The organism is Paraburkholderia phymatum (genome assembly GCF_038900715.1).
Classification (GTDB): domain Bacteria; phylum Pseudomonadota; class Gammaproteobacteria; order Burkholderiales; family Burkholderiaceae; genus Paraburkholderia; species Paraburkholderia phymatum_A.
Genome location: NZ_JAYMRZ010000009.1, coordinates 77,257 through 96,932 on the forward strand (window position 1 = coordinate 77,257; position 19,676 = coordinate 96,932).

Annotated in this window: 15 protein-coding genes; 7 read left to right on the forward strand and 8 right to left on the reverse strand. The window is 65.5% G+C overall.

Annotated features, from left to right (window positions below):
* Positions 1-100: 100 nt before the first annotated feature.
* A complete protein-coding gene (locus tag VSR68_RS18125) occupies positions 101-1,489 on the forward strand; it encodes a DHA2 family efflux MFS transporter permease subunit (RefSeq protein ID WP_342941150.1) in 1,389 nt (462 codons plus the stop codon).
* Positions 1,490-1,516: 27 nt separating this feature from the next.
* Here VSR68_RS18125 and VSR68_RS18130 read toward each other — a convergent pair whose 3' ends face one another.
* Positions 1,517-2,065 (reverse strand): hypothetical protein, encoded by a 549-nt coding sequence (locus tag VSR68_RS18130; RefSeq protein ID WP_342941151.1) that lies wholly within the window; start codon positions 2,063-2,065, stop codon positions 1,517-1,519.
* Between the two features lie 162 nt (positions 2,066-2,227).
* Between VSR68_RS18130 and VSR68_RS18135 the strand changes: the two genes are divergently transcribed.
* Together VSR68_RS18135 and VSR68_RS18140 are read left to right on the forward strand one after the other, a co-directional pair.
* Entirely contained in the window at positions 2,228-3,166 is a 939-nt protein-coding gene (locus VSR68_RS18135) for an AraC family transcriptional regulator (RefSeq protein WP_342941152.1), read from the forward strand.
* Positions 3,163-5,055, forward strand: a complete 1,893-nt coding sequence (locus VSR68_RS18140) for a DUF3857 domain-containing transglutaminase family protein (protein WP_342941153.1) — start codon at positions 3,163-3,165, stop codon at positions 5,053-5,055. Before VSR68_RS18135 ends, VSR68_RS18140 begins: the two co-directional genes overlap by 4 nt.
* An 876-nt stretch (positions 5,056-5,931) precedes the next feature.
* Here the strand turns inward: VSR68_RS18140 and VSR68_RS18145 are convergent.
* The 5 genes from VSR68_RS18145 to glgC all read right to left on the reverse strand — a co-directional run bounded on the left by VSR68_RS18145 (position 5,932) and on the right by glgC (position 12,247).
* Complete coding sequence (locus VSR68_RS18145) at positions 5,932-7,086, reverse strand: branched-chain amino acid ABC transporter substrate-binding protein (RefSeq protein ID WP_342941154.1); 1,155 nt, start codon at positions 7,084-7,086, stop codon at positions 5,932-5,934.
* Positions 7,087-7,641: 555 nt separating this feature from the next.
* Positions 7,642-8,103: a hypothetical protein gene (locus VSR68_RS18150; RefSeq protein WP_090861620.1), complete on the reverse strand. Its 462-nt coding sequence runs from the start codon at positions 8,101-8,103 to the stop codon at positions 7,642-7,644.
* A 114-nt stretch (positions 8,104-8,217) separates the two neighbouring features.
* Entirely contained in the window at positions 8,218-9,081 is an 864-nt protein-coding gene (gene pdxY, locus VSR68_RS18155) for a pyridoxal kinase PdxY (RefSeq protein ID WP_342941155.1), read from the reverse strand.
* 337 nt (positions 9,082-9,418) lie between these two features.
* The gene (gene glgA / locus VSR68_RS18160) at positions 9,419-10,879 is read right to left on the reverse strand and encodes a glycogen synthase GlgA (protein WP_342941156.1); all 1,461 of its coding nucleotides are present in this window, start codon (positions 10,877-10,879) and stop codon (positions 9,419-9,421) included.
* A gap of 93 nt (positions 10,880-10,972) precedes the next feature.
* Entirely contained in the window at positions 10,973-12,247 is a 1,275-nt protein-coding gene (gene glgC, locus VSR68_RS18165) for a glucose-1-phosphate adenylyltransferase (RefSeq protein WP_342941157.1), read from the reverse strand.
* 641 nt (positions 12,248-12,888) lie between these two features.
* On the opposite strand from glgC, the gene VSR68_RS18170 reads away from it, so the two are divergent.
* The gene (locus VSR68_RS18170; protein ID WP_342941158.1) at positions 12,889-13,977 is read left to right on the forward strand and encodes an alpha/beta hydrolase; all 1,089 of its coding nucleotides are present in this window, start codon (positions 12,889-12,891) and stop codon (positions 13,975-13,977) included.
* A gap of 108 nt (positions 13,978-14,085) precedes the next feature.
* Here VSR68_RS18170 and VSR68_RS18175 read toward each other — a convergent pair whose 3' ends face one another.
* Positions 14,086-15,078 carry an LLM class flavin-dependent oxidoreductase gene (locus VSR68_RS18175; RefSeq protein ID WP_342941159.1) on the reverse strand — a complete coding sequence of 331 codons (993 nt, stop codon included), beginning with the start codon at positions 15,076-15,078 and terminating at the stop codon, positions 14,086-14,088.
* A 1,006-nt stretch (positions 15,079-16,084) separates the two neighbouring features.
* On the opposite strand from VSR68_RS18175, the gene bamE reads away from it, so the two are divergent.
* Both bamE and VSR68_RS18185 read left to right on the forward strand, forming a co-directional pair.
* On the forward strand, positions 16,085-16,627 hold the full coding sequence (gene bamE, locus VSR68_RS18180) for an outer membrane protein assembly factor BamE domain-containing protein (protein WP_342941310.1): 543 nt from the start codon (positions 16,085-16,087) through the stop codon (positions 16,625-16,627).
* Positions 16,628-16,894: 267 nt separating this feature from the next.
* Positions 16,895-17,899, forward strand: coding sequence for a patatin-like phospholipase family protein (locus tag VSR68_RS18185; RefSeq protein ID WP_342941160.1), 1,005 nt, complete (start codon positions 16,895-16,897; stop codon positions 17,897-17,899).
* A 29-nt stretch (positions 17,900-17,928) separates the two neighbouring features.
* On the opposite strand, the gene VSR68_RS18190 is transcribed toward VSR68_RS18185, so the two are convergent.
* Positions 17,929-18,546: a class I SAM-dependent methyltransferase gene (locus tag VSR68_RS18190; protein ID WP_342941161.1), complete on the reverse strand. Its 618-nt coding sequence runs from the start codon at positions 18,544-18,546 to the stop codon at positions 17,929-17,931.
* Positions 18,547-18,964: 418 nt separating this feature from the next.
* Between VSR68_RS18190 and VSR68_RS18195 the strand changes: the two genes are divergently transcribed.
* Entirely contained in the window at positions 18,965-19,654 is a 690-nt protein-coding gene (locus VSR68_RS18195) for a histidine ABC transporter permease HisQ (RefSeq protein WP_342941311.1), read from the forward strand.
* Positions 19,655-19,676: the final 22 nt, after the last annotated feature.

The window sequence follows — 19,676 nt, forward strand, 5'->3', positions numbered from 1 at the left end:
AGCCGCATGCGGCGCAAACCGGTAGCGCGCGCAACAAACTGTAATGACGGGCACGCGATGGAATTCGCCATCGCCGGCGCTTTTGCGGTAAAAGAAAAGGATGACCGACCGCGCCCGCATCATTCCGCTGATCGTTGCCTGTCCGCTGTTCCTGCAAAACCTCGACACGTCGATCATGGCGACCGCGTTGCCGTCGATCGCGCGCTCGCTCGACGTCGAGGCGCTGCATCTGAATCTCGCGATCACCTCCTATCTGCTGAGCCTCGCTGTGTTCCTGCCCGCGAGCGGCTGGCTCGCCGACCGCTTCGGCGCGCGCCGCGTGTTCTGCTCGGCGATCGGCCTGTTTTCGTTCGCCTCCGCGCTGTGCGGGCTCGCCGCGTCGCTGCCGCAGCTCGTCGTGTTCCGCGTGCTGCAGGGCATGGGCGGCGCGATGATGGTGCCGGTCGGCCGCCTGATCCTGCTGCGCAGCGTGCCGCCCGCGCGGATGGTCGCCGCGATGGTGTGGTTCACGGTGCCGGGTGCCGTCGGGCGGCTGGCGGGGCCGCTGCTCGGCGGTTTCGTCGTGACGATCACGTCATGGCGCTGGATCTTTCTGCTGAATGTGCCGTTCGGCGTGATCGGCGTGCTGTGCGCGCTGGCCTTCGTCGACGATACGCACGAGCACATCGACGAGCGTTTCGATCTGACCGGCTTCATTCTGCTTTCGACGGGGCTCGTCGGGCTGGTCGGCGGGCTCGACACGGCGGGCCGCGGACTCGTGCCGCAATGGGTGACGTTCGCGTTCACGGGCACGGGCGCGCTGTCGATGTTGCTGTACTGGCTCTATAGCCGCCGCCACTCGGACGCGATCATCGATCCGTTGCTGCTGCGCTTCAAGGCATACCGGACGGCCGTGCTCGGTGGGATGCCGCTGCGCATCGGCATCGGCGCGTCGCCGTTCCTGATGCCGTTGATGCTGCAACTGGGCTTCGGTCTCTCGCCGCTCACGTCGGGGTCGCTGAGCGTCGCGACGGCCGTCGGCTCGCTCGCCGTGCGCGGCGTGATGGGCCTCGCGATCCGTCGCATCGGCTTTCGCACGGTGCTGATCGGCGCGACCTGCATGACGGGCTGCTTCTACGCGTGCTATGGCCTTTTCCGGCCGAGCACGCCGCATCTGCTGATCTTCTGCGTGCTGCTGGTGGGCGGCCTCTTCAATTCGCTGGCGATGGTCACGCTCAACACGCTCGGCTACTCCGACATGCCCAAGCCGAAGATGAGCCGCGCGACGGCGCTCTCCGGCATGGCGCAGCAGCTCTCCGTGAGCGTGGGCGTCGCGTTTGGCGCGTCGCTGCTCGCGCTGACGGCGCATCTGCACGGCGGCAGCGCCGTGCATCTCGCCGCGCGCGACTTCTCGCCGGCGTTTTTCGTCGTCGGCGCGGCGGTGCTGTGCTCGCTGTTCTTCTTCGTGAAGCTGTCGAAGGACGAGGGCGCGGAGTTGCGACAGCGTTAGCTGGTTCGCGCTCTTGCGCCTGCGGCGTCAGCCGCGCCGGCGCCGCGCAACGAACTCCCCTTGGAGATTCCACGTGATGCCGTCATCGGCGAGCGCGACGCCTGTCCAGCGGAACGAGTCGTCGGTGATCTCGGTGAAGTTCCAGCGGATCGGCGTGCCGTTCGCACGCGTGCCGATCTGCACGATATCGCGGCCGACTTTCCTGCCGATCAACTCGTCGCGCTGGCCGGTCACGGGATTGATGTACGTGACGCGCCACGCGCCGATCGACGGGTCCCACACGCGCAGCGTCGTGCCGTACATGTCGAGGCCGGGCTCGCGTTGCGCGCTACGGTCCGCGCGGCGCGGCATGATCCAGACGTCCTGCACCGCGCGCCCTTCGAGCGCCCAGCCGAAGTGAATCTCGCCCGTGAGCCGCTGCTCGCGCACGTCGGCGCGATAGTGCAAAACATCCATGTCCCAGCTGCCGACGAGCCAGCCATACAGATCGTCGGCGGCATTGATATCCGCTGCGCGGCTGGGCGCGGCGAGTGCGGCGTGAAAGCCAGAAGCAAGCCCGTGATCCAATGCGTTCATTGCATGTAGCTCCGTTTGAGAGGTTCGGTCGAAGAGTCCGGTTGAAAGGCCTTGTTGAAGGGTCCGGTTGAAGGGTCCGGTTGAAAAGTGCGGCCGGGCGCGGCTCTGTGCACCAGCCGCCGATGTGATAAAACAATCGTACGGACCCGGCGAGGTGACATCTTGGGAAAAATTGCCGTCGATCTCGAAGCCGCGCTGCAACGAGGCGATGTGCTCGGCACGCGCGGCAGCACGCACATGCGCACGCTCGCGACGGGCGATGGCTGGACCGTCGTCGATGTGCTGTGCACGTTCGGTCCGCGTGACCAGCCCTTCGAAGAGCGGCACGCGGGCGTCTGCATCGCGATGGTGGCGGCGGGCGCATTCGGCTACCGCTCGACGAAAGGGCGCGAGCTGCTGACACCCGGCTCGCTGCTGCTCGGCAACGCGGGCGAGTGCTTCGAGTGCGGGCATCGTCATGCGCCGGGCGATCGCTGCGTGTCGTTTCACTATCAGCCCGCGTACTTCGAGCGGCTCGCTTGCGACGCGGGCTTTTCTCGCGCGGACATTCCGTTCCGGCGCGGCCGCATGCCGCCGTTGCGCGCGTTTTCCGGGCTGATCGCGAAAGCGTGCGCGGGTGCCACCGATGCAATGCGGTTCGACGCCTGGGACGAACTCGCCGTCGATCTTGCCGAAGCCACGCTGCGTTCGACGCAAGCCGATGCGAAGCGCCGCGCCCCGGAGACGAGCGCATCGGCGTGGGCACGCGTCACGCAGATCGTCCGCGTGATCGATGAAGCACCCGATGCGCCGCATACGCTCGCGAGCCTCGCGCGGATGTGCGGGCTGTCCGATTTCTATTTTCTGCGCACCTTCGAGCGCGTGACGGGCGTCACGCCGCATCAATACGTGCTGCGCGCGCGGCTGCGTCATGCGGCGCTTCGGTTGGCCGGCGAGGACGCGAAGATCGTCGATATCGCCCTCGATAGCGGCTTTAACGATGTGTCGAATTTCAATCACGCGTTTCGCGCCGAATTCGGCATGAGCCCGCGCGCGTGGCGCGTACAGTGCGGCGCGCGTGGGAATGGTGTGGCTCGCATCCGCGAGGCATCGAAAGCATGAGCCGGCGTGTTCACCGGTTGCGCGCGGCGGCCGTGCTGCCGCTGATCGTCTGCGCGTGCGGCGCGGCCGCCGTGTACGCGCAGGAGCGGGTCGCGCCCGACGACGTGCCGCCGTCGACTACGGAACGCGATGTGCATCTGTTCGTCGTGCAGAAAGACGGTTCCGTCGAGGAGCACGACGATACGATCCTGCGCGCGAACACGACGAGCGGCGTCGACGAAATCGCGCAGCGCTATGTGTGGTTCAACAAGGATATCGAGCAGGTGCAACTGCTCGCGGCGGAGACGATCGACGGCAATGGCGTCGCGCATCCCGTCGGGCCGGACGGCATTCGCGACGTGCAGGAGCCGCGTTCGGCGGGCGCGCCGACCTTCGAGGACGGCGTGCTGCGCACGGTGATCTTTCCGGGCGTCGAGCCGGGCTCGCGCGTGCATCTCGCGTTTCGCAAGACGCGCGCGGTGCCGTTGCAAGCGGGCACGTTCGCGTATTTCGTCGAGCCGACGCGCGGGCCCGTCGACATGCAGCAGCTGATCTTCGATTTGCCCGCCGACGTGCCGCTCTACGCCGACGCGCGCGGCTACGTCGCGTTGCCGCCCGTGACGGACAACGGCCGCACGCGCTACACGTTCGAATACCATCACGGACCCTATGCGCCCGTCGAGTCGGGCGCCGTCGGCTATCCGACATACGGGGACCGCCTGATGGTCTCGACGACGCGCGACTTCGCCGGCTTCGCCGGGCGTTATCGTTCGGCCGCATACGATCCGAGCTGGCGCGACCCGAGCGTCGTGCAACTCGCGCAATCGCTGACGGCGCAGGCCGACGATCCGCGCACGAAGGCGCAGATCCTTTACGACTGGGTGCGTCTGAACATCCGCTACGTCGCGCTTTTTCTCGGCGAGACGGCGGCCATGCCGCACAAGGTGAGCGACATCCTGCGCAACCGCTACGGCGACTGCAAGGATCACGTCGCGCTTTATAGCGCGATGCTCGCGGCCGTCGGCATCGACAGCCAGGCCGTGCTGCTCAATCTCGGGCCCGTCTATACGCTGCCCGACGTGCCGGGCTACGGCGCGAGCGCGATCAATCACGCGATCACGTGGATTCCGTCGCTCCAGATGTACGCGGATACGACGGCGGGCGGAATCGGCTTCGGCTATCTGCCGCCGGGCGCGATGGACCGGCCCGTGCTGCTCGTCGACGACGGCGCGCTCGCGCGCACGCCCGCGACGCAGGAGCGCGGCCGCGCCGTGCGGCTCGGCATCGACATCGATCGCACGGGCACGGCGGGCTTCACGTATCGCGTCGAGGACGCGGGTGTGTCGGCCGAACTGGAGCGCAACGTGTTTCGCCGCGCGACGCGCCAGCGCTGGCAGCAGATCGCCGCCGACCGCTTGCGGCAGACGGGACTGCACGGCATCGCGCGCCTGCAGCCGGGCGAGCTACGAGCGACCACAGGCCCTTTCTCGATGACGATGCAGGGCACGCTGGAGCACTTCTCATGGCCTGACGGCACGACGGCGCTGCCCGCGCTGACGAGTCTGTCGGGCGGCATCGCGACGCAGGTGCAGGCATGGCTCGCGGAGCCGGCGCGCACGCAGCCGTGGGTGTGCATCGGCGGCGACTTCGACGAGACGTCGCAGATCACGCTGCCCGATACGGTGCGCGTGACCGACATGCCGCAGGACACATCGGTGCGTGACCGCTACTTCGATTACCAGTCGCACTATGTGTTCGATCCGTCGTCGCGGATCGTGCAGATCACTCGGCGGCTGCACGCGCGCTTCGGGCATCAGGTGTGCAGCCCGGATGAGTTCGCGCAGACGCGGGCGGCGCTGATGAGGATCGAACGCGATGCGTTGTCGCAAATCGTGGTGAGGGCAGGCTGAGGCGCCTGCATGTTTTATGTTCGTTTAGCCTGCTGCTGGCATTCGTGGTTTGCTTTGCCATTGTCGCTGGCATCCGCGGTTTTGCTTTGCCATTGTCGCTGGCATCCGCGGTTTACTTTGCCCTTGTCGCGGGCATCCGCGTTAGCGCCTCGCGGCGCGGGCGTTGCCCCTGTGCGGGGCGGCACCTACTTTTCTTTGCCGCCGCAAAGAAAAGTAGGCAAAAGAAAGCGGGCTAACACCTCCCGCACTTGACCTCTACCCACGGGCCCTCAACGTCCCCATCCTTCGCACGGCAATGTGCCAGCTAATGTTCGTTGCCAACGCGCCCGCTAAACGCCTGACCCGCTTCATACACCCGTGGCATGGCTAAGGGCATCGAATGCTTCAGCGCCGCAAGTCGGTAGTGAATGAGGTTGCTGTGTCGTACAGGGCATCGCTCGCACTTTTCGCCGCATCGCGTAGCGAAGGGTTCCTGTGTGGTGCGAATGCCTACACACAGTTTGCCGCAAAGGGGCCGAGGATATGCGATGTCGCGGGCCGCAACACGGGTGCGCGAGGCAGGTGAGGCGTTCAGGTAGTGCGCTGGCAGCGAACATGAGCCAGAGCGTTGCCGCATGAAAGATGGGGACGTTGAGAGCCCGTGGGTAAACGTCAAGGACTGGCGGTGTGAGCCCGCTTTCTTTGCTTACTTTCTTTGCGGCGGCAAAGAAAGTGAGTGCCGCCCCGCACAGGGGCAACGCTAGCGCCGCGAGGCGCATCGCGAATGCCAGCGGCAGGCTAAAACAACCACAACAAAAAAGCCGCCGCCGACACGACAAGCAATCGCGAATGCCAGCGGCAGGCTAAAACAACCAAAAAAGAGGGCCGCGGCGACCGCTAAACGCCGCTCTTAGTCACGACAGGCACCCAAACCCCGTTCTTCACCTGATACAGCGTCGATGCCGCGCTCTTCAGCGCGCCCGTGCTGTCGAACGAGATCGTGCCCGTCACGCCTTCGAAGTTGATGCTCTTGAGGGCCGGGCGATACACCTTCGGGTCCGGCGATTTCGCCGCCTGCATCGCCTTGATCACGGCCCACGCCGCGTCATAGCCGAATGGCGCATACGACAGGATGTCGTCGCCGAAGCGCTTCTTGAACTTCGCCGAGAAGTCCTTGCCGCCAGGCAGTTGCGCGAGCGGGCGGCCATATTCCCAGGCCATCGCGCCTTCGGCCGCTTCACCCGCGAGCTTCACGAACTCTGGATCTTCGACGCCGCCGCCGCCGAGCAATTGCGCCGTCATGCCGAGCTGCTTCATCTTCTTCGCGATCGCGGCAGCCTGCGTGTCGAGCCCGCCGAAGAAGATCAGATCGGCGTTGGTCGCCTTGATCTTCGTGAGCTGCGTGCTGAAGTCGACGGCCGTGTTGCTCGTGAACTCGCGCGCGACGATGTTGCCGCCCGCCGCCTTCACCGCCTTCTCGAACTCGTCCGCTTCGCCCTGGCCGAAGGCCGTGCGGTCGTCGATGATCGCGATGCGCTTCGCCTTCGTCACCTGCACGGCGTAGGTGCCCGCGTTGCCGGCGTTTTGCGCGTCGGTGGAGATCACCATGAACGTGTTCGCAAAGCCGCGGTTCGTGATGGTCGGGTTCGTCGCGGCGGGATCGATCATCGGAATGCCCGCCTGTTCATAGACCTGCGATGCGGGAATCGTCGTGCCCGAGTTGAAGTGGCCGACGATGCCGGACACGCTCTGGTCCACCAGTTTCTGCGCGGCCTGCACGCCGATGCGAGGGTCGGCCTGGTCATCTTCGGAAACGAGTTCGAAGCGCGCGACCTTGTCGCCGATCTTGATCTTCTGCGCGTTGGCTTCCTCGATGGCAAGCCGCACGCCGTTCTGCAGGTCCTTGCCATACCCTGCGTTGGGGCCCGTCATCGGTGCGGCGAAGCCTATTTTTACGGGCATTTCGTCTGCGGCGAAACTGGCGAGCGGCGCGATGGACAGCACGGCGCCCAACATCACGGCAAACGGATTCAGCGTCTTGCAAAGGCTCATGGTTTCTCCTTACATCGGCAGACAGGGATGGGAAAAACAGCCGGCTTGCAGTGCGCACTTCACGTCGGCTCGACGTCTGGTCTTATGTCGAACGACGCAAAGCGCTACCGGTCGGATTGCTCGATGCAGTGTGTCGGCAGGTCTCCTTCGTGACGATATCGGACAAATGCACGGACGAGAGTACGGACGATGCAGCACGGACGGCAATGCTGGAAAACACCGAAACCGCATCGCTTGCATGCCCTCTGCCGACGGACCCAGGACCTCGCGCAACCCGCGTGCTGCAGCCGATCCGTGGCGCGAATATAGAAAGCCAATATGCGTGCGTCTTGGCAGTTCGCGGCATGTTGAATGCGCATTTCAGCACAGCGCGTGTGCCATGAGCGTGCCCGCTATCGAGCGAGGGCAGGGAAGATGCGCACGCGATTCGCCGCGCAAGGGGAGGGAAAGCGTGGAGGCCACGCGTCATGCATGCATCACGCGCCGGCGATCGCGCAACGCCCGTCGATGCAAATCATGCAGAAGGCGCTGCGCGTGAAAATCAGCGTGATGTGCTCACTGCTCGCCTTGCATGCGCAGCAGTTCTTCGCGCAGACGCAGCAGCGGTTCTTTCACGTCGTCTTCGGCCCACGTGTCGAGATCGTCGATTGCGCGCTGGCAGCCATCGAGCACCACGTCGAGATCGACGGGCACGCCGTTCGCGATTGCGAAGTGAAGGGTCTCGGCGAACTGCTGGCATTCGTCCGCGCCGTACGAGATGTCGAGGTTGTCGCCGATCACTTCGGCGATGTTGCTGCGCGCCTTGTCGTCGGGCGTGACCATGTCGATGATGCCGCGCGCGACGGCAGGCGAATAGTAGAGCGCGATATCGAGCCATTGAGCCGCGTCGAAATCCGCTTCGCCGAATTGCGATTCGAAGAACTCGATCGCTTCCTGCTCGTGCGCTTCGTCTGCATCGACGCTGATGCACAACTCTTCAAACTGCTCTTCACGTTCGCTGCGGATAGTGCCGTCCATCGGTGCCTCGTCTGCCAGTGACCTATAACAATGCTGCGCGGTTTCGCGCGGCACGCATTATAGGACGTCAGGCTTAAAGGTAAAGTTCGCGGACGCTCGAAACATCGCCGGACGCTATGCCGACTCCACGACCCATGCATCGAACCAGTCGCGCGGATGCGCGATATCGTCCTGCGCGGCGATGATCTCGAGTTCATAGCGCCCCGCATCCCACGTCGCGCGCACGACCGCGTTGACGGCCGCCATCGTATGCTCAAACGCGCCGCGCACGGAATCGCCGTGCAGCGTGCGCGCGACGAACACAGCGCTCGTCAGGTCGCCGACGCCGACGGGCTGCCGCGCGAACGGGTAGAGCGGGCGCTGGCCCATCCACGCTTCGCGCTCGGTGACGACGAGCATGTTGAAGCGGTCCGCGGCGCTGTTGCGATCGAGCAGATGCTTGACGAGCACCGTCTTCGGTCCGCGCTCCATCAGGTCGCGGCACGCGGCGACGGCTTCCTCGACGGTTTCGATCTCGCGGCCCACGAGCCGCTGCAATTCGCTGTGATTCGGGCACATCACGTCGGAGACTTCAGGCATCGTCCGCACGAGAAACTGCTGGATGCCGGGCTCGACGCGGCAACCGGTCGCGGTGCCCATCACCGGGTCACAGATATAGCGCGCATGCGGATTCGCGGCCTTCACGGCGCGCACGATTTCGATCACCGCCTGCGCCTGCTCGGGCGTGCCGAGGTAGCCCGACAGCACGGCATCGCAGCGCGGCAGCACGCCGATCGCGCCGATGCCTTCGACGAGCGCGAGCATCTGCGATGCGTCGATCGCGCTGCCTTCCCAATGGCCGTATTGCGTATGGTTCGAGAACTGCACCGTGTTGAGCGGCCACACGTTGACGCCGAGACGCCGCATCGGAAACACCGACGCGCTATTGCCTGCGTGCCCGAACACGACATGTGACTGGATGCTCAGAACGTTTTTCATGTTGAATCGATATGGCGCGGCGAAGGCGCTGGTCGAATGCGGATCGGATGTAATCACGGGCAGCCGCCAGGCAGCACGTGTCGGCTCATGCGCGCGACGGCCTGTCGGGCAGCCGCGCACCGCGTTCTTGCACCGTTTTGGCGTCTATGCCCGTCGATACATGGACAGCATGCGCGTCATGCCCTGATCAGCACAAGATACATGAGTTTTCGTGCGACGGAAGCGAATCCGGCCCCGTCGTGTTGCGCCGAACCATCAACGCGAAGGCCGACGACGCAGCCGCTCGCGGCCGGTTTGCGCCCGGTCACGCGGCCGCGCAGCAAGTCTTGACGCGCGCTCAGACCAGCTCGCGATACAGCGCGAGATAGCGTTCCGCCGACGCGCCCCAGCTGAAGTCCTGGCGCATCGCGCGACGCTGTGCCGCTTTCCAGTCGGTGCGTCGCGCGTAGAGCGCGAAAGCGCGGCGGATCGCGCCCATCAGCGCATCGGGCTCGAAGCGCTCGAACATGAAGCCCGTCGCGAGATCGTCGGCGATGTTTTCGAGCGACGCATCCATGACGGTATCCGCGAGGCCGCCCACGCGATGCACGAGCGGCAGCGATCCATACGCGAGCGCGTAGAGCTGCGTCAGGCCGCACGGCTCGAAGCGCGACGGCACCGCGATCACGTCGCTGCCCGCGACGATCTGATGCGCGAGCGTCTCGTCGAAGCCGAGCTCGACGGCGACGCTCTCCGGATGCGCGTGCGCGACGCGCTGCAAGCCGTTCTCGAGCGCCGGATCGCCGGTGCCGAACACGACGAGCTGGCCGCCGCGCTTGACGATCTCCGGCAGTGCCGCGAGCAGCAGGTCGAGACCTTTCTGCTCCGTCAGCCGGCTCACGACGCCGAACAGCAGCGCGTCGCTCTTCTGCGCGAGATGGAAGCGCTCCTGCAGCGCGGTCTTGCACGCGCGCTTGCCGGCAAGGCGCGTGTCGGTGTAGCGCGCGGCGATCAGCTGATCGGCGGACGGCCGCCACACCGCGTAGTCGACGCCGTTCAGAATGCCCGACAGATCGTGCGAACGCTGGCTCAGCAGCCCGTCGAGCCCGCCGCCTTGCGCGAGCGTCTGGATTTCGCGCGCATAGGTCGGGCTCACGGTCGTGATGCGGTCGCTGTAGAAGAGGCCCGCTTTCAGAAACGACATCTGCCCGTAGAACTCGACGCCGCTCATGTTGAAGAAATCGTCGGGCAGTCCCAGCTGGCCGAACTGATGCGCGGGAAAAATGCCCTGATACGCGAGGTTGTGGACCGTGAACACCGTGCGCGGCAACGGCTTGCCGCGCTCGCGCCCAGCGGCTTTCAGATACGCGGGCGCGAGCCCGGCGTGCCAGTCGTGCGCGTGGACGATCTGCGGCGTCCATTCGGGATCGAGCTGCTGCGCGAGTTGCGCCGCCGTCCAGCCGAGCGTCGCGAAACGCTGCGCATTGTCGCCGTAGGGAACATGCTCGGCGTCGAGATACGGATTGCCGCCGCGGTCGTACAGCGTCTTCGCGCGGATCACGTACACGACGAGGCCGTTCGCGGGCAGCGTGCCGCGCTCGAGCGTCACGTCCGGCGCGCCGAAGCGCTCGCCGATCGGCGCGACGGGCTGCAGGTCCGACAGCCCGGCGACGACGGCGGGAAAGCCCGGCAGCAGCACGCGGACGTCGGCGCCCAGCTCGATCAGCGCGGGCGGCAGCGCGCCCACGACATCGGCGAGACCGCCCGTTTTCAGAAGGGGATACATCTCGCTTGCGACGTGCAGCGCGCGGATCGTCATGGGCTGGGTCCTGTTCGCAATGGGTTGGGTTCGTTGTTCCAGTGCCGGCGGATCGCCACGATCACCACGCCTGCCGCGCCCGCCGCGCGCCCGCTACCGCGCGGGCGCCGCCTGGCGCCTGAGCGCTTCGGCCGTCACGAGCACGACGCCGCTATCCGTCCGATAGAAGCGCTCGCCGTCGCGCACCGGGTCTTCGCCGATCACGGTGCCGTCGGGAAGCTGGCAGCCGCGGTCGATCACGACCTTGCGCAGCCGGCAGCTCGCGCCGATCGTCACCTGCGGCAACAAGACTGCCTCAGCGATGTTACAGAACGAATTCACGACGACATTCGACGACAGCACCGAGCGCGAAATCTGCGAGCCGGAGATCACGCAGCCGCCGCACACGATCATGTTGGTGCCCGAGCCTTGCAATCCGTTCAGGTCGCGCACGAACTTGGCGGGCGGCAACTGCTCCTGATGCGTCCAGATCGGCCAGTTGCGGTCGTACAGATCGAGCGCGGGGATCGTCGATGCGAGATCGAGATTCGCGGCCCAGTAGGCGTCGATCGTGCCGACGTCGCGCCAGTACGGCTCGACGCTCGGGTCCGACGACACGCACGACATGCTGAACGGATGCGCGATCGCATGCCCCGACGTGACGACGCGCGGAATGATGTCCTTGCCGAAGTCGTGATCCGTCGCGACGCTGGTGATGTTCTCCTCGAGCAGCGAGTACAGGTAGTCGGCGTTGAACACGTAGATGCCCATGCTTGCGAGCGCGATGTCGGGGCGGCCGGGCATCGCGGGCGGATCGGCGGGCTTTTCGACGAAGCCCGTCACGCGGCGCTGCTCGTCTACGTGCATCACGCCGAACGCGACGGCATCCATGCGCTGCACCTCGATGCAGCCGACCGTGCAGTCTGCGTTCGACTCGACGTGGTCCATCACCATCCGCGTGTAGTCCATCTTGTAGATGTGATCGCCCGCCAGCACGACGACGTACTTCGGACTGATCGAGCGGATGATGTCGAGGTTCTGGAACACGGCGTCGGCCGTGCCGCGATACCAGTGCGCGCCTTCGACGCGCTGCTGCGCGGGCCACAGGTCGATGAACTCGTTGAACTCCCCGCGCAGGAAGCCCCAGCCGCGCTGCACGTGGCGGAGCAGCGAATGCGCCTTGTACTGGGTGACGACGGCGATGCGCCGGATGCCCGAATTCAGGCAGTTCGATAACGCGAAGTCGATGATCCGGTATTTGCCGCCGAAATGGACGGCGGGTTTGACGCGCTTGTTCGTCAGGGGGCCGAGGCGGGTGCCGCGTCCACCAGCGAGAACGATGGCGAGTGTCGTGTGCTGAAGATCGTTGAGGCTAGCCGGCGTATCCATGTGCGTCTCCGGTGTCGACCAGAGTTGGCATGGGACGGGAATTGACGCTTGAGCTGTCGGCCGGAGCCAGCGCTTGAGCACTTGCTCCAGCCCTATGCGGAGCGTCGACTCCCGTCCCCCTGCTTACCTGGTCCCATGCAAGGCGGTCGGCCAGAGCAGGCGCCTAAGCGGCTTTGACGCTTTGGCGCCTACCCCGGTCACATCCACGATGGTTGCTGTTATGGGTGAGCCCTGGTGGAAGCTTTCTGTCTTCGCCTACTTTGCCCCGGCGTTTTATTGTTCTGGCCTGGCGCCTGGTGTTGTTGTCGTCGTTCGCGCCAGCCAGGTTTTAGTCTGGACCATGCGCATGCGGCGCGCAACGGTGGAGCATCGGCTTGTTGCGCGTCGCGCGTTCGGCACGCCACATTGCGCGCGCGGCCGCAACGGAGTAGCGGCCCGCATCCGGTAGAAACAGCAACCATCCGCTGCGACATGCAGCGTGTACGGTAATTGATGCCGCAGTCAAACGCGTGTTTGGATCGCACTTGCCGCGTGGCGCACTGGCACTTGCGCGCGACGCTGCAAAGCGGCCTCGACGCGGGCATCATGCGGGCTTGTCCGATCTTTCTTCCTCCTGTGTTCCTCTTCGACGCTCACTGCCTATGAGATTGCCTTCATCCCTCGTTGCCGTCGCGTTGTCCGCATGCGTCGCCGCTCTGAGCGCGAATGCCTGCGCCGCCGATGCAGCGGGTGCCTCTGCGTCATCCGCCACGTCTTCGCCGAATGCCGCCGCGAGCGACGAGGGTCCCGCTTACGGCCCCGAGCTTCAAGGCTTCAACTATCCGGCGCCCGTGCAGCAGTTCGAGTTCACGTCGCAAGGCGAAGCGCTGCACATGGCCTATATGGACATCGCGCCCGCGCATCCGAACGGCCGCACGGCCGTGTTGCTGCATGGCAAGAATTTTTGCGCCGCGACATGGGAAGGCACGATCGAGCGGCTGTCGGCAGCGGGTTATCGCGTGATCGCGCCCGATCAGATCGGCTTTTGCAAGTCGAGCAAGCCGCAGCGTTATCAATTCAGCTTCCAGCAGCTCGCGCGCAACACGCATGCGCTGCTCGAATCACTCGGCGTGAGCAACGCGACCGTGATCGGTCATTCGACGGGCGGCATGCTCGCGATCCGCTATGCGTTGATGTATCCGGCGCAGACGCAGCAACTGGTGCTCGTCAATCCCATCGGGCTCGAGGACTGGAAGGCGAAGGGCGTGCCGTCGCTTTCCGTCGATCAATGGTACGAGCGCGAACTGAAGACCACGGCGGACGGCATCCGCCGATACGAACAGGCCACATACTACTCAGGCCAGTGGCGCAGCGATTTCGAGCCGTGGGTGCAGATGCTCGCGGGCATGTATCGCGGGCCGGGCAAGAAGGAAGTCGCGTGGGACTCGGCGCTGCTGTACGACATGATCTACACGCAGCCCGTCGTCTACGAACTCGGGCAGCTGAAGATGCCGACGCTGCTGCTGATCGGCGACAAGGACACGACGGCCATCGGCAAGGATGCATCGCCGCCCGACGTGCGCGCGAAGATCGGCCACTACCCGGAGCTCGCGAAGCTGACCGCGCAGGCCATTGCGCACGCAAGGCTCGTCGAGTTCGCCGAGCTGGGCCACGCGCCGCAGATGCAGGACCCGCAAGCGTTTCACAAGGCGCTGCTGGACGGGCTCGCCGCCGTGCCGGCCGATCACTGAACGCGGATGTTCGATGAGGCGAAGGCGGCGGTGCCGCGTTCGCCCGCGTCTCATGTGCCTGTCATTACGCTGGTGCCGCTGCCTCGCACGCACCACGCGCCGGACGTTTCACTCCACGCCAACCTCGTCGCGCACCTGCGCGCCGATCTCGAACGAACGCAGCCGTGCAGCGTGATCGTAGATCTGCGCGGTCAGCATCAGTTCGTTCGCGCCCGTCTGCTCGATGATCGATTGCAGGCCTTCGCGCACCGCGTCGCGATCGCCGATGACCGAGTACGCGAGCGAATGCCGCACGCTGCCCAGCTCCATCTCCGATGCGTCGATGCGATCGACGGGCGGTTGCAACTGGCCCGGCGTGCCGCGCCGCAGATTGATGAACTGCTGCTGCAACGACGTGAAGAGGCGTTGCGCCTCGTCGTTCGTGTCGGCGGCGAACAGGTTCACGCCGACCATCGCGTACGGCTTGTTGAGCGTCTCCGACGGCCGGAACTGCGCGCGATACACATGCAGCGCCTGCATCAGGTAGTCGGGCGCGAAGTGCGACGCGAACGCGAACGGCAGGCCGAGCGCCGCCGCCAGTTGCGCGCTGAAGAGGCTCGACCCGAGCAGCCACAGCGGCACGTGCAGCCCCGCGCCCGGCACGGCGCGCACGCGCTGGCCCGGCACGGGATCGGCGAAATAGCGCTGCAACTCGACGACGTCGTCGGGAAACGAATCGGCGCTGCCGTGCAGATCGCGACGCAGCGCGCGGGCCGTCGTCTGGTCCGTGCCGGGCGCGCGGCCGAGGCCGAGATCGATCCGCCCCGGATAGAGCGATGCCAGCGTGCCGAACTGCTCGGCGATCACGAGGGGCGCGTGATTCGGCAGCATCACGCCGCCCGAGCCGACGCGGATCGTCTTCGTGCCGCCCGCGACGTGCGCGATCACGACGGACGTCGCCGCGCTCGCGATGCCCGTCATGTTGTGATGCTCGGCGAGCCAGTAGCGCTTGTAGCCCCATTGCTCGGCGTGCTGCGCGAGATCGAGCGTGTTGCGGAACGCGTCGGCGGCGCTCGCGCCAGCCGTAATGGGAGAAAGATCGAGGACCGAAAAAGGAATCATGGCAATGGATGTGCGGCCAACCATCGACCGCCGCAAGGGCGGCGACAAGCGAACCGGCTCGGCAGGGCAAAAGCGGATTGTGCCAAAGCGCCCCCATTCGTGCTGGTGGCGCGATCATGCCCCTGACGACGGGAGGGTCGCATCCATTGCTGGTCGCAAACCTGGCAAGCGCGGAAAAGCGAGGCCGCGCGCCCGACGGCAAAGCACCCTGAAAACACGGCTCGGAACGTGTTGCTGTCTGCTTCGATGCGTGTGTCCTCGCACAGAGTCCGGCGCGCTCGCGCGCTAGTGTGAAGGCGTCGCCGTCGACGACGCGAAACTGCGCGGCGCGTTCTCGCGTGGCGAGGCGGCGGCCTCCACGGACCTCGACGCCGGTCGGTCCGTCACGTCACGCGTAGGTCGGCTACGCAGCACACACCCGGGCGAACCGGGCCGGCCGGGTCAGCCGGGCATGCATCGCTTGCCTGCTATCTTTGCGCGCGCCCGCGAAATCAGCGTCGCCGGCGCACGATTCATCAGCCGATTCGGTGTAAACGCGCTCTCGCGCAATTCGCGCGTGGACGCTAGATTGTCAGCATTTGCGGGACAGTCGAGGGGCCAGTGGCCGTCGCTCCGGCGGCCGATCAAGTAGTGAAACTGCGCGACGGCCAGATGCCCGAGGGGGCTTCTGGCCGAAACGCTAAAGGCGTTGCGGCTTGCGTCTGCGGCTTGCGTGGATCGCAGCGGACTGGTTGCGTCGACCGGGCACTCACCGATGCAGCGCTCCTGCAATGCGCGACTCCGGCACTTCTCCGCACTCAGCGTTCCGCGTTCGGCCCTTCTCAGCACTTCATATTCCGCACTTCTCCGCACGCGCGAAATCTCGCGTAGCAATTCTTTAAGTTTCCAAACACATCCGCCTCGCGTTCGTTCACGGTTTCGCCGTCGAGCGGGTTATCCTCTGTGTCGTTCATATTGTTTGATTGACGTGTCATCGAAGATGGTTATCCGCACCTCGTTGCGCAACATGATGCTTTTCGTGGCCGTCGCAGGCGCGCTGTCCGCGCTCGCCGGCTGCGACCAACAGCAAAGCGATCAGGCCGTGCAAAAACTCAAGGAATTTTTCAACGCCGTCAAACCGGATGCGCTGCTTCTGAAGGGCCTCACGCCCGGCGTCACGACGGAAGCGCAGATTCGCGACCAGATGGGCAAGCCCGAAACCGAGCGCGATTTCACCGACGGCTCGAAGCGGCTCGAATATCCGCGCGGCCCGCAAGGCCTCAATACGTACATGGTCGACATCGGCCCGGACGGCACGCTGCAAGCGATCACGCAAGTGCTGACGGCCGCGAACTTCGCGAAGATCCGCGTTGGCATGACCGAGGACGAAGTGCGCCGCCTGCTCGGCAAGCCCGGCGAAGTGGCCGTCTATCCGCTCAAGCCCGAGACGGTATGGAGCTGGAAATGGCGCGAAGGCGGCGTCACCGAGGAGGGCTTTTTCAACGTGCATTTCGACGTCAATCACGTCGTCTACACGACGTCGCGTTCGGACGTGATGCGCGGCCACTGACGAAGCACGCAGCGCAAGGCACGACGCACAGCGCGCAAGGCACGACGCACGACGCAAATCGCAAAGCACGCGAGACCGCGAACGAAGCGGAGAACAACGCTCGCCAGGCGACAACCGCGACGGGATGGGAAGCGAACTACGGAGCGCAAAATCGCAGGCCCGAAATCTCAGGCCCGAAATCCCGAGCGCAACAGCGGTTAGTTAAAACAAACGCCGAAAACGCCGGTCCAATCATAAAAATGGCTGGAAGGAAGGGAGAGAACAACGGTGTCAACTCATAGACGCTACCGGCGCATCGGCCTGGTGCTCGGCGGGGGAGCCGCACGGGGCTGGGCGCATATCGGTGCGATTCGCGCGCTGCACGATGCGGGGATCAGGCCGGATATCGTCGTCGGCACGTCGATCGGCGCGCTGGTCGGCGCTGTCTACGCGAACGGCGATCTCGACTGGCTCGAGGAATGGGTGTCGCGGCTCACGTGGCAGACGGTGGTGCGGCTGCTCGATCTGCGCATCTCGGGCGGCCTGCTCGGCGGCAAGAAAGTCATCCAGGTGTTTGCGAACCGCTTCAACGGCCGCGAGATCGGCGAGTTGGACATGCCGTTCGCCGCCGTCGCGACCGAGCTCGATACGGGCCGCGAGACGTGGCTGCAGGATGGCGGTGTGGTCGACGCGGTGCGCGCGTCGATTGCGATCCCCGGCATCTTCACGCCCGTTCTGCACGATGGCGTGTGGCTCGTCGACGGCGGGCTGTCGAACCCCGTGCCCGTGTCCGTTGCGCGCGGCATGCGGGCCGACTTCGTGATCGCCGTCGATCTGAACAACGATATTCTCAACGGCCGCGATTTCGGCGGCGCGGTGGTCGATCTGCCGCCCGTGCCCGTCGAGGAAGCGGAGCCCGTCGGCGTCGATGCCGATGCGCCGGCGCCCGAGATCGCCACGGCTGAGCCTTCGCCGCTGCTACGGCGCAACGGCAAGCCGTTTCCGAACTGGCTGCAGCCTTCGGCGGAATATTCTCGCGACGTGCGCGTGCCGCCCGCGCCGAGCGCGCGCGTGCCCTCGTTGCTCAGCTCGATTGCGCAAAGCATCGACATCATGCAGGTGCGGATCACGCGCAGCCGCCTCGCGGGCGAGCCCGCCGACATCCTGATCCAGCCGCGTCTGGGCGGCATGGGCATTTTCGATTTCCACCGCGCGGAGCCCGCGATCGAGGAAGGGCGTGCGGCCGTCGAGGCGATGCTGCCTGCGATTCGCGCGTGTCTCGCGATCGATTGACGGACATTCGGACCTGGGCCGGGCCGCCTTCAACCCCCGGCGTGTTCCGTGCGCCTGGCCGCGATGATGCGGCACACGCGCTTGCCTGAACTGGCGCTCGTCGTGTCGTCGGCGAACAGGATCACGCAGGCGCTCAGCGCATTTGTGACGAGCGAAGGCTCGAACGCGGAATACAGGCGCCCGTCCGGCTGGCGCCGATCGTCGCCCTCGGTGACGCGCCACGACAGATACAGCATGCCGCTCGGGCGCAGGATGCGCACGAGGTTGTCGACGGCATCGGTGATCGCGTCAGCGGCGAGGTGCATCAGCACGGTTTCGCAGACCACGTTGTCGAACTGCTCGTCGATCTCGGCCAGCGACGGCAGCGTCGCCGTGCGAAACGCGATCGACGGATAGAGCCGCCGCGCTTCGTCGAGCAGTCCCTCCGACGCATCGAAGCCCGTCACGCGATAGCCGTGCTCCGCGAGCCATGCCGTATCGCGGCCGTTGCCGCAGCCGATGTCGGCCGTCTTGCCCATCGGCAGCAGATGGTCGCGCCATAGCGCGTACATGTCGTCGGGCGGCGGCTGGTCGAGCCATTCGCGCGAGTAGCGGGCGGCGTCGCGCGTGTACGCGTCGAGCGTCGCGGAGTCGGGGCGAAGTGTCATGCGGCGATCCTGATCCGGTGAAGGAATGCGGCAGCGAGCGCAAGAGGGCATCGGCAAGTCTAGCGCGCGATGGCGAATGCGGTTTCGACGGGACGCGCGTCGCCGCACGAGACGCGGGCTGTCATTCAGGGAAAGCCCCAATGGGCGCGGGTTTGCGGGCTTTTCGCCCGGCTTGCGCGTCTATCGAAAAAGCGACCCGAAACTTGCGAAATCGCGGCACGCGGATTGCGCATGGCGTCCGCTTACAAACGGATAGCGCCCCGATTCTGCGGGCGTTCAACGCCAGCCGTCCGCCAGCATCGGGGATGTTGCGACGCACAAGAGCCGACTGATCCGATTTGAGAAAGTATTTTTGCCTGCGAGTATCCGCGCCATGCCGCAGCAGATGCGGCGTTCGAACATGGGAAGGGAGACGCGCGTGATTCTCTATGGCTTTGGCCCGGTGCTTCTCGACGGCACGATCAAGACGATCGAGCTGTCGGTTCTTTCGCTGGCGGCGGCCGTCGTGCTCGGCCTGATCGGCGCGGCCGCGAAGCTGTCGTTCAACCGCCCGTTGCGCGCGATCGCGACGGGCTATACGACGCTGATCCGCTCGGTGCCCGATCTCGTGCTGATGCTATTGCTCTTCTACAGCATCCAGATCGCCATCAACAATCTGACTGACGCGCTCAGCCTGCCGCAATTCGACATCGACCCGTTCGTCGCGGGCGTGCTGACGCTCGGCTTCATCTACGGTGCGTATTTCACCGAGACGTTTCGCGGCGCGTTTCTCGCCGTGCCGCGCGGCCAGCTCGAAGCGGGCGCCGCGTACGGCATGAGCGGCGTGCGCGTGTTCGCCCGCATCCTGTTCCCGCAGATGATGCGCTTCGCGCTGCCCGGCATCGGCAACAACTGGCAGGTGCTCGTGAAGGCGACGGCGCTCGTGTCGATCATCGGGCTCGCCGATGTCGTCAAGGCCGCGCAGGACGCCGGCAAGAGCACGTTCAACATGTTCTTCTTCATCCTCGTCGCCGCGCTGATCTATCTCGCGATCACGACCGTATCGAACCTCGTGCTGATCTGGCTGGACAAGCGCTATTCGACGGGCGTGCGGCACGCCGAACTCTGACTGCCCGAATCCGCTGGAGACG

Coding starts and splice junctions, on each gene's coding strand:
- VSR68_RS18175 (WP_342941159.1), bottom strand. CDS start 15,078: ATGATTCCTTTTTCGGTCCTCGATCTTTCTCCCATTACGGCTGGCGCG.
- pdxY (WP_342941155.1), bottom strand. CDS start 9,081: ATGAAAAACGTTCTGAGCATCCAGTCACATGTCGTGTTCGGGCACGCA.
- VSR68_RS18190 (WP_342941161.1), bottom strand. CDS start 18,546: ATGACACTTCGCCCCGACTCCGCGACGCTCGACGCGTACACGCGCGAC.
- VSR68_RS18140 (WP_342941153.1), top strand. CDS start 3,163: ATGAGCCGGCGTGTTCACCGGTTGCGCGCGGCGGCCGTGCTGCCGCTG.
- VSR68_RS18130 (WP_342941151.1), bottom strand. CDS start 2,065: ATGAACGCATTGGATCACGGGCTTGCTTCTGGCTTTCACGCCGCACTC.
- VSR68_RS18150 (WP_090861620.1), bottom strand. CDS start 8,103: ATGGACGGCACTATCCGCAGCGAACGTGAAGAGCAGTTTGAAGAGTTG.
- glgC (WP_342941157.1), bottom strand. CDS start 12,247: ATGGATACGCCGGCTAGCCTCAACGATCTTCAGCACACGACACTCGCC.
- bamE (WP_342941310.1), top strand. CDS start 16,085: ATGATGCTTTTCGTGGCCGTCGCAGGCGCGCTGTCCGCGCTCGCCGGC.
- VSR68_RS18170 (WP_342941158.1), top strand. CDS start 12,889: ATGAGATTGCCTTCATCCCTCGTTGCCGTCGCGTTGTCCGCATGCGTC.
- VSR68_RS18125 (WP_342941150.1), top strand. CDS start 101: ATGACCGACCGCGCCCGCATCATTCCGCTGATCGTTGCCTGTCCGCTG.
- VSR68_RS18145 (WP_342941154.1), bottom strand. CDS start 7,086: ATGAGCCTTTGCAAGACGCTGAATCCGTTTGCCGTGATGTTGGGCGCC.
- glgA (WP_342941156.1), bottom strand. CDS start 10,879: ATGACGATCCGCGCGCTGCACGTCGCAAGCGAGATGTATCCCCTTCTG.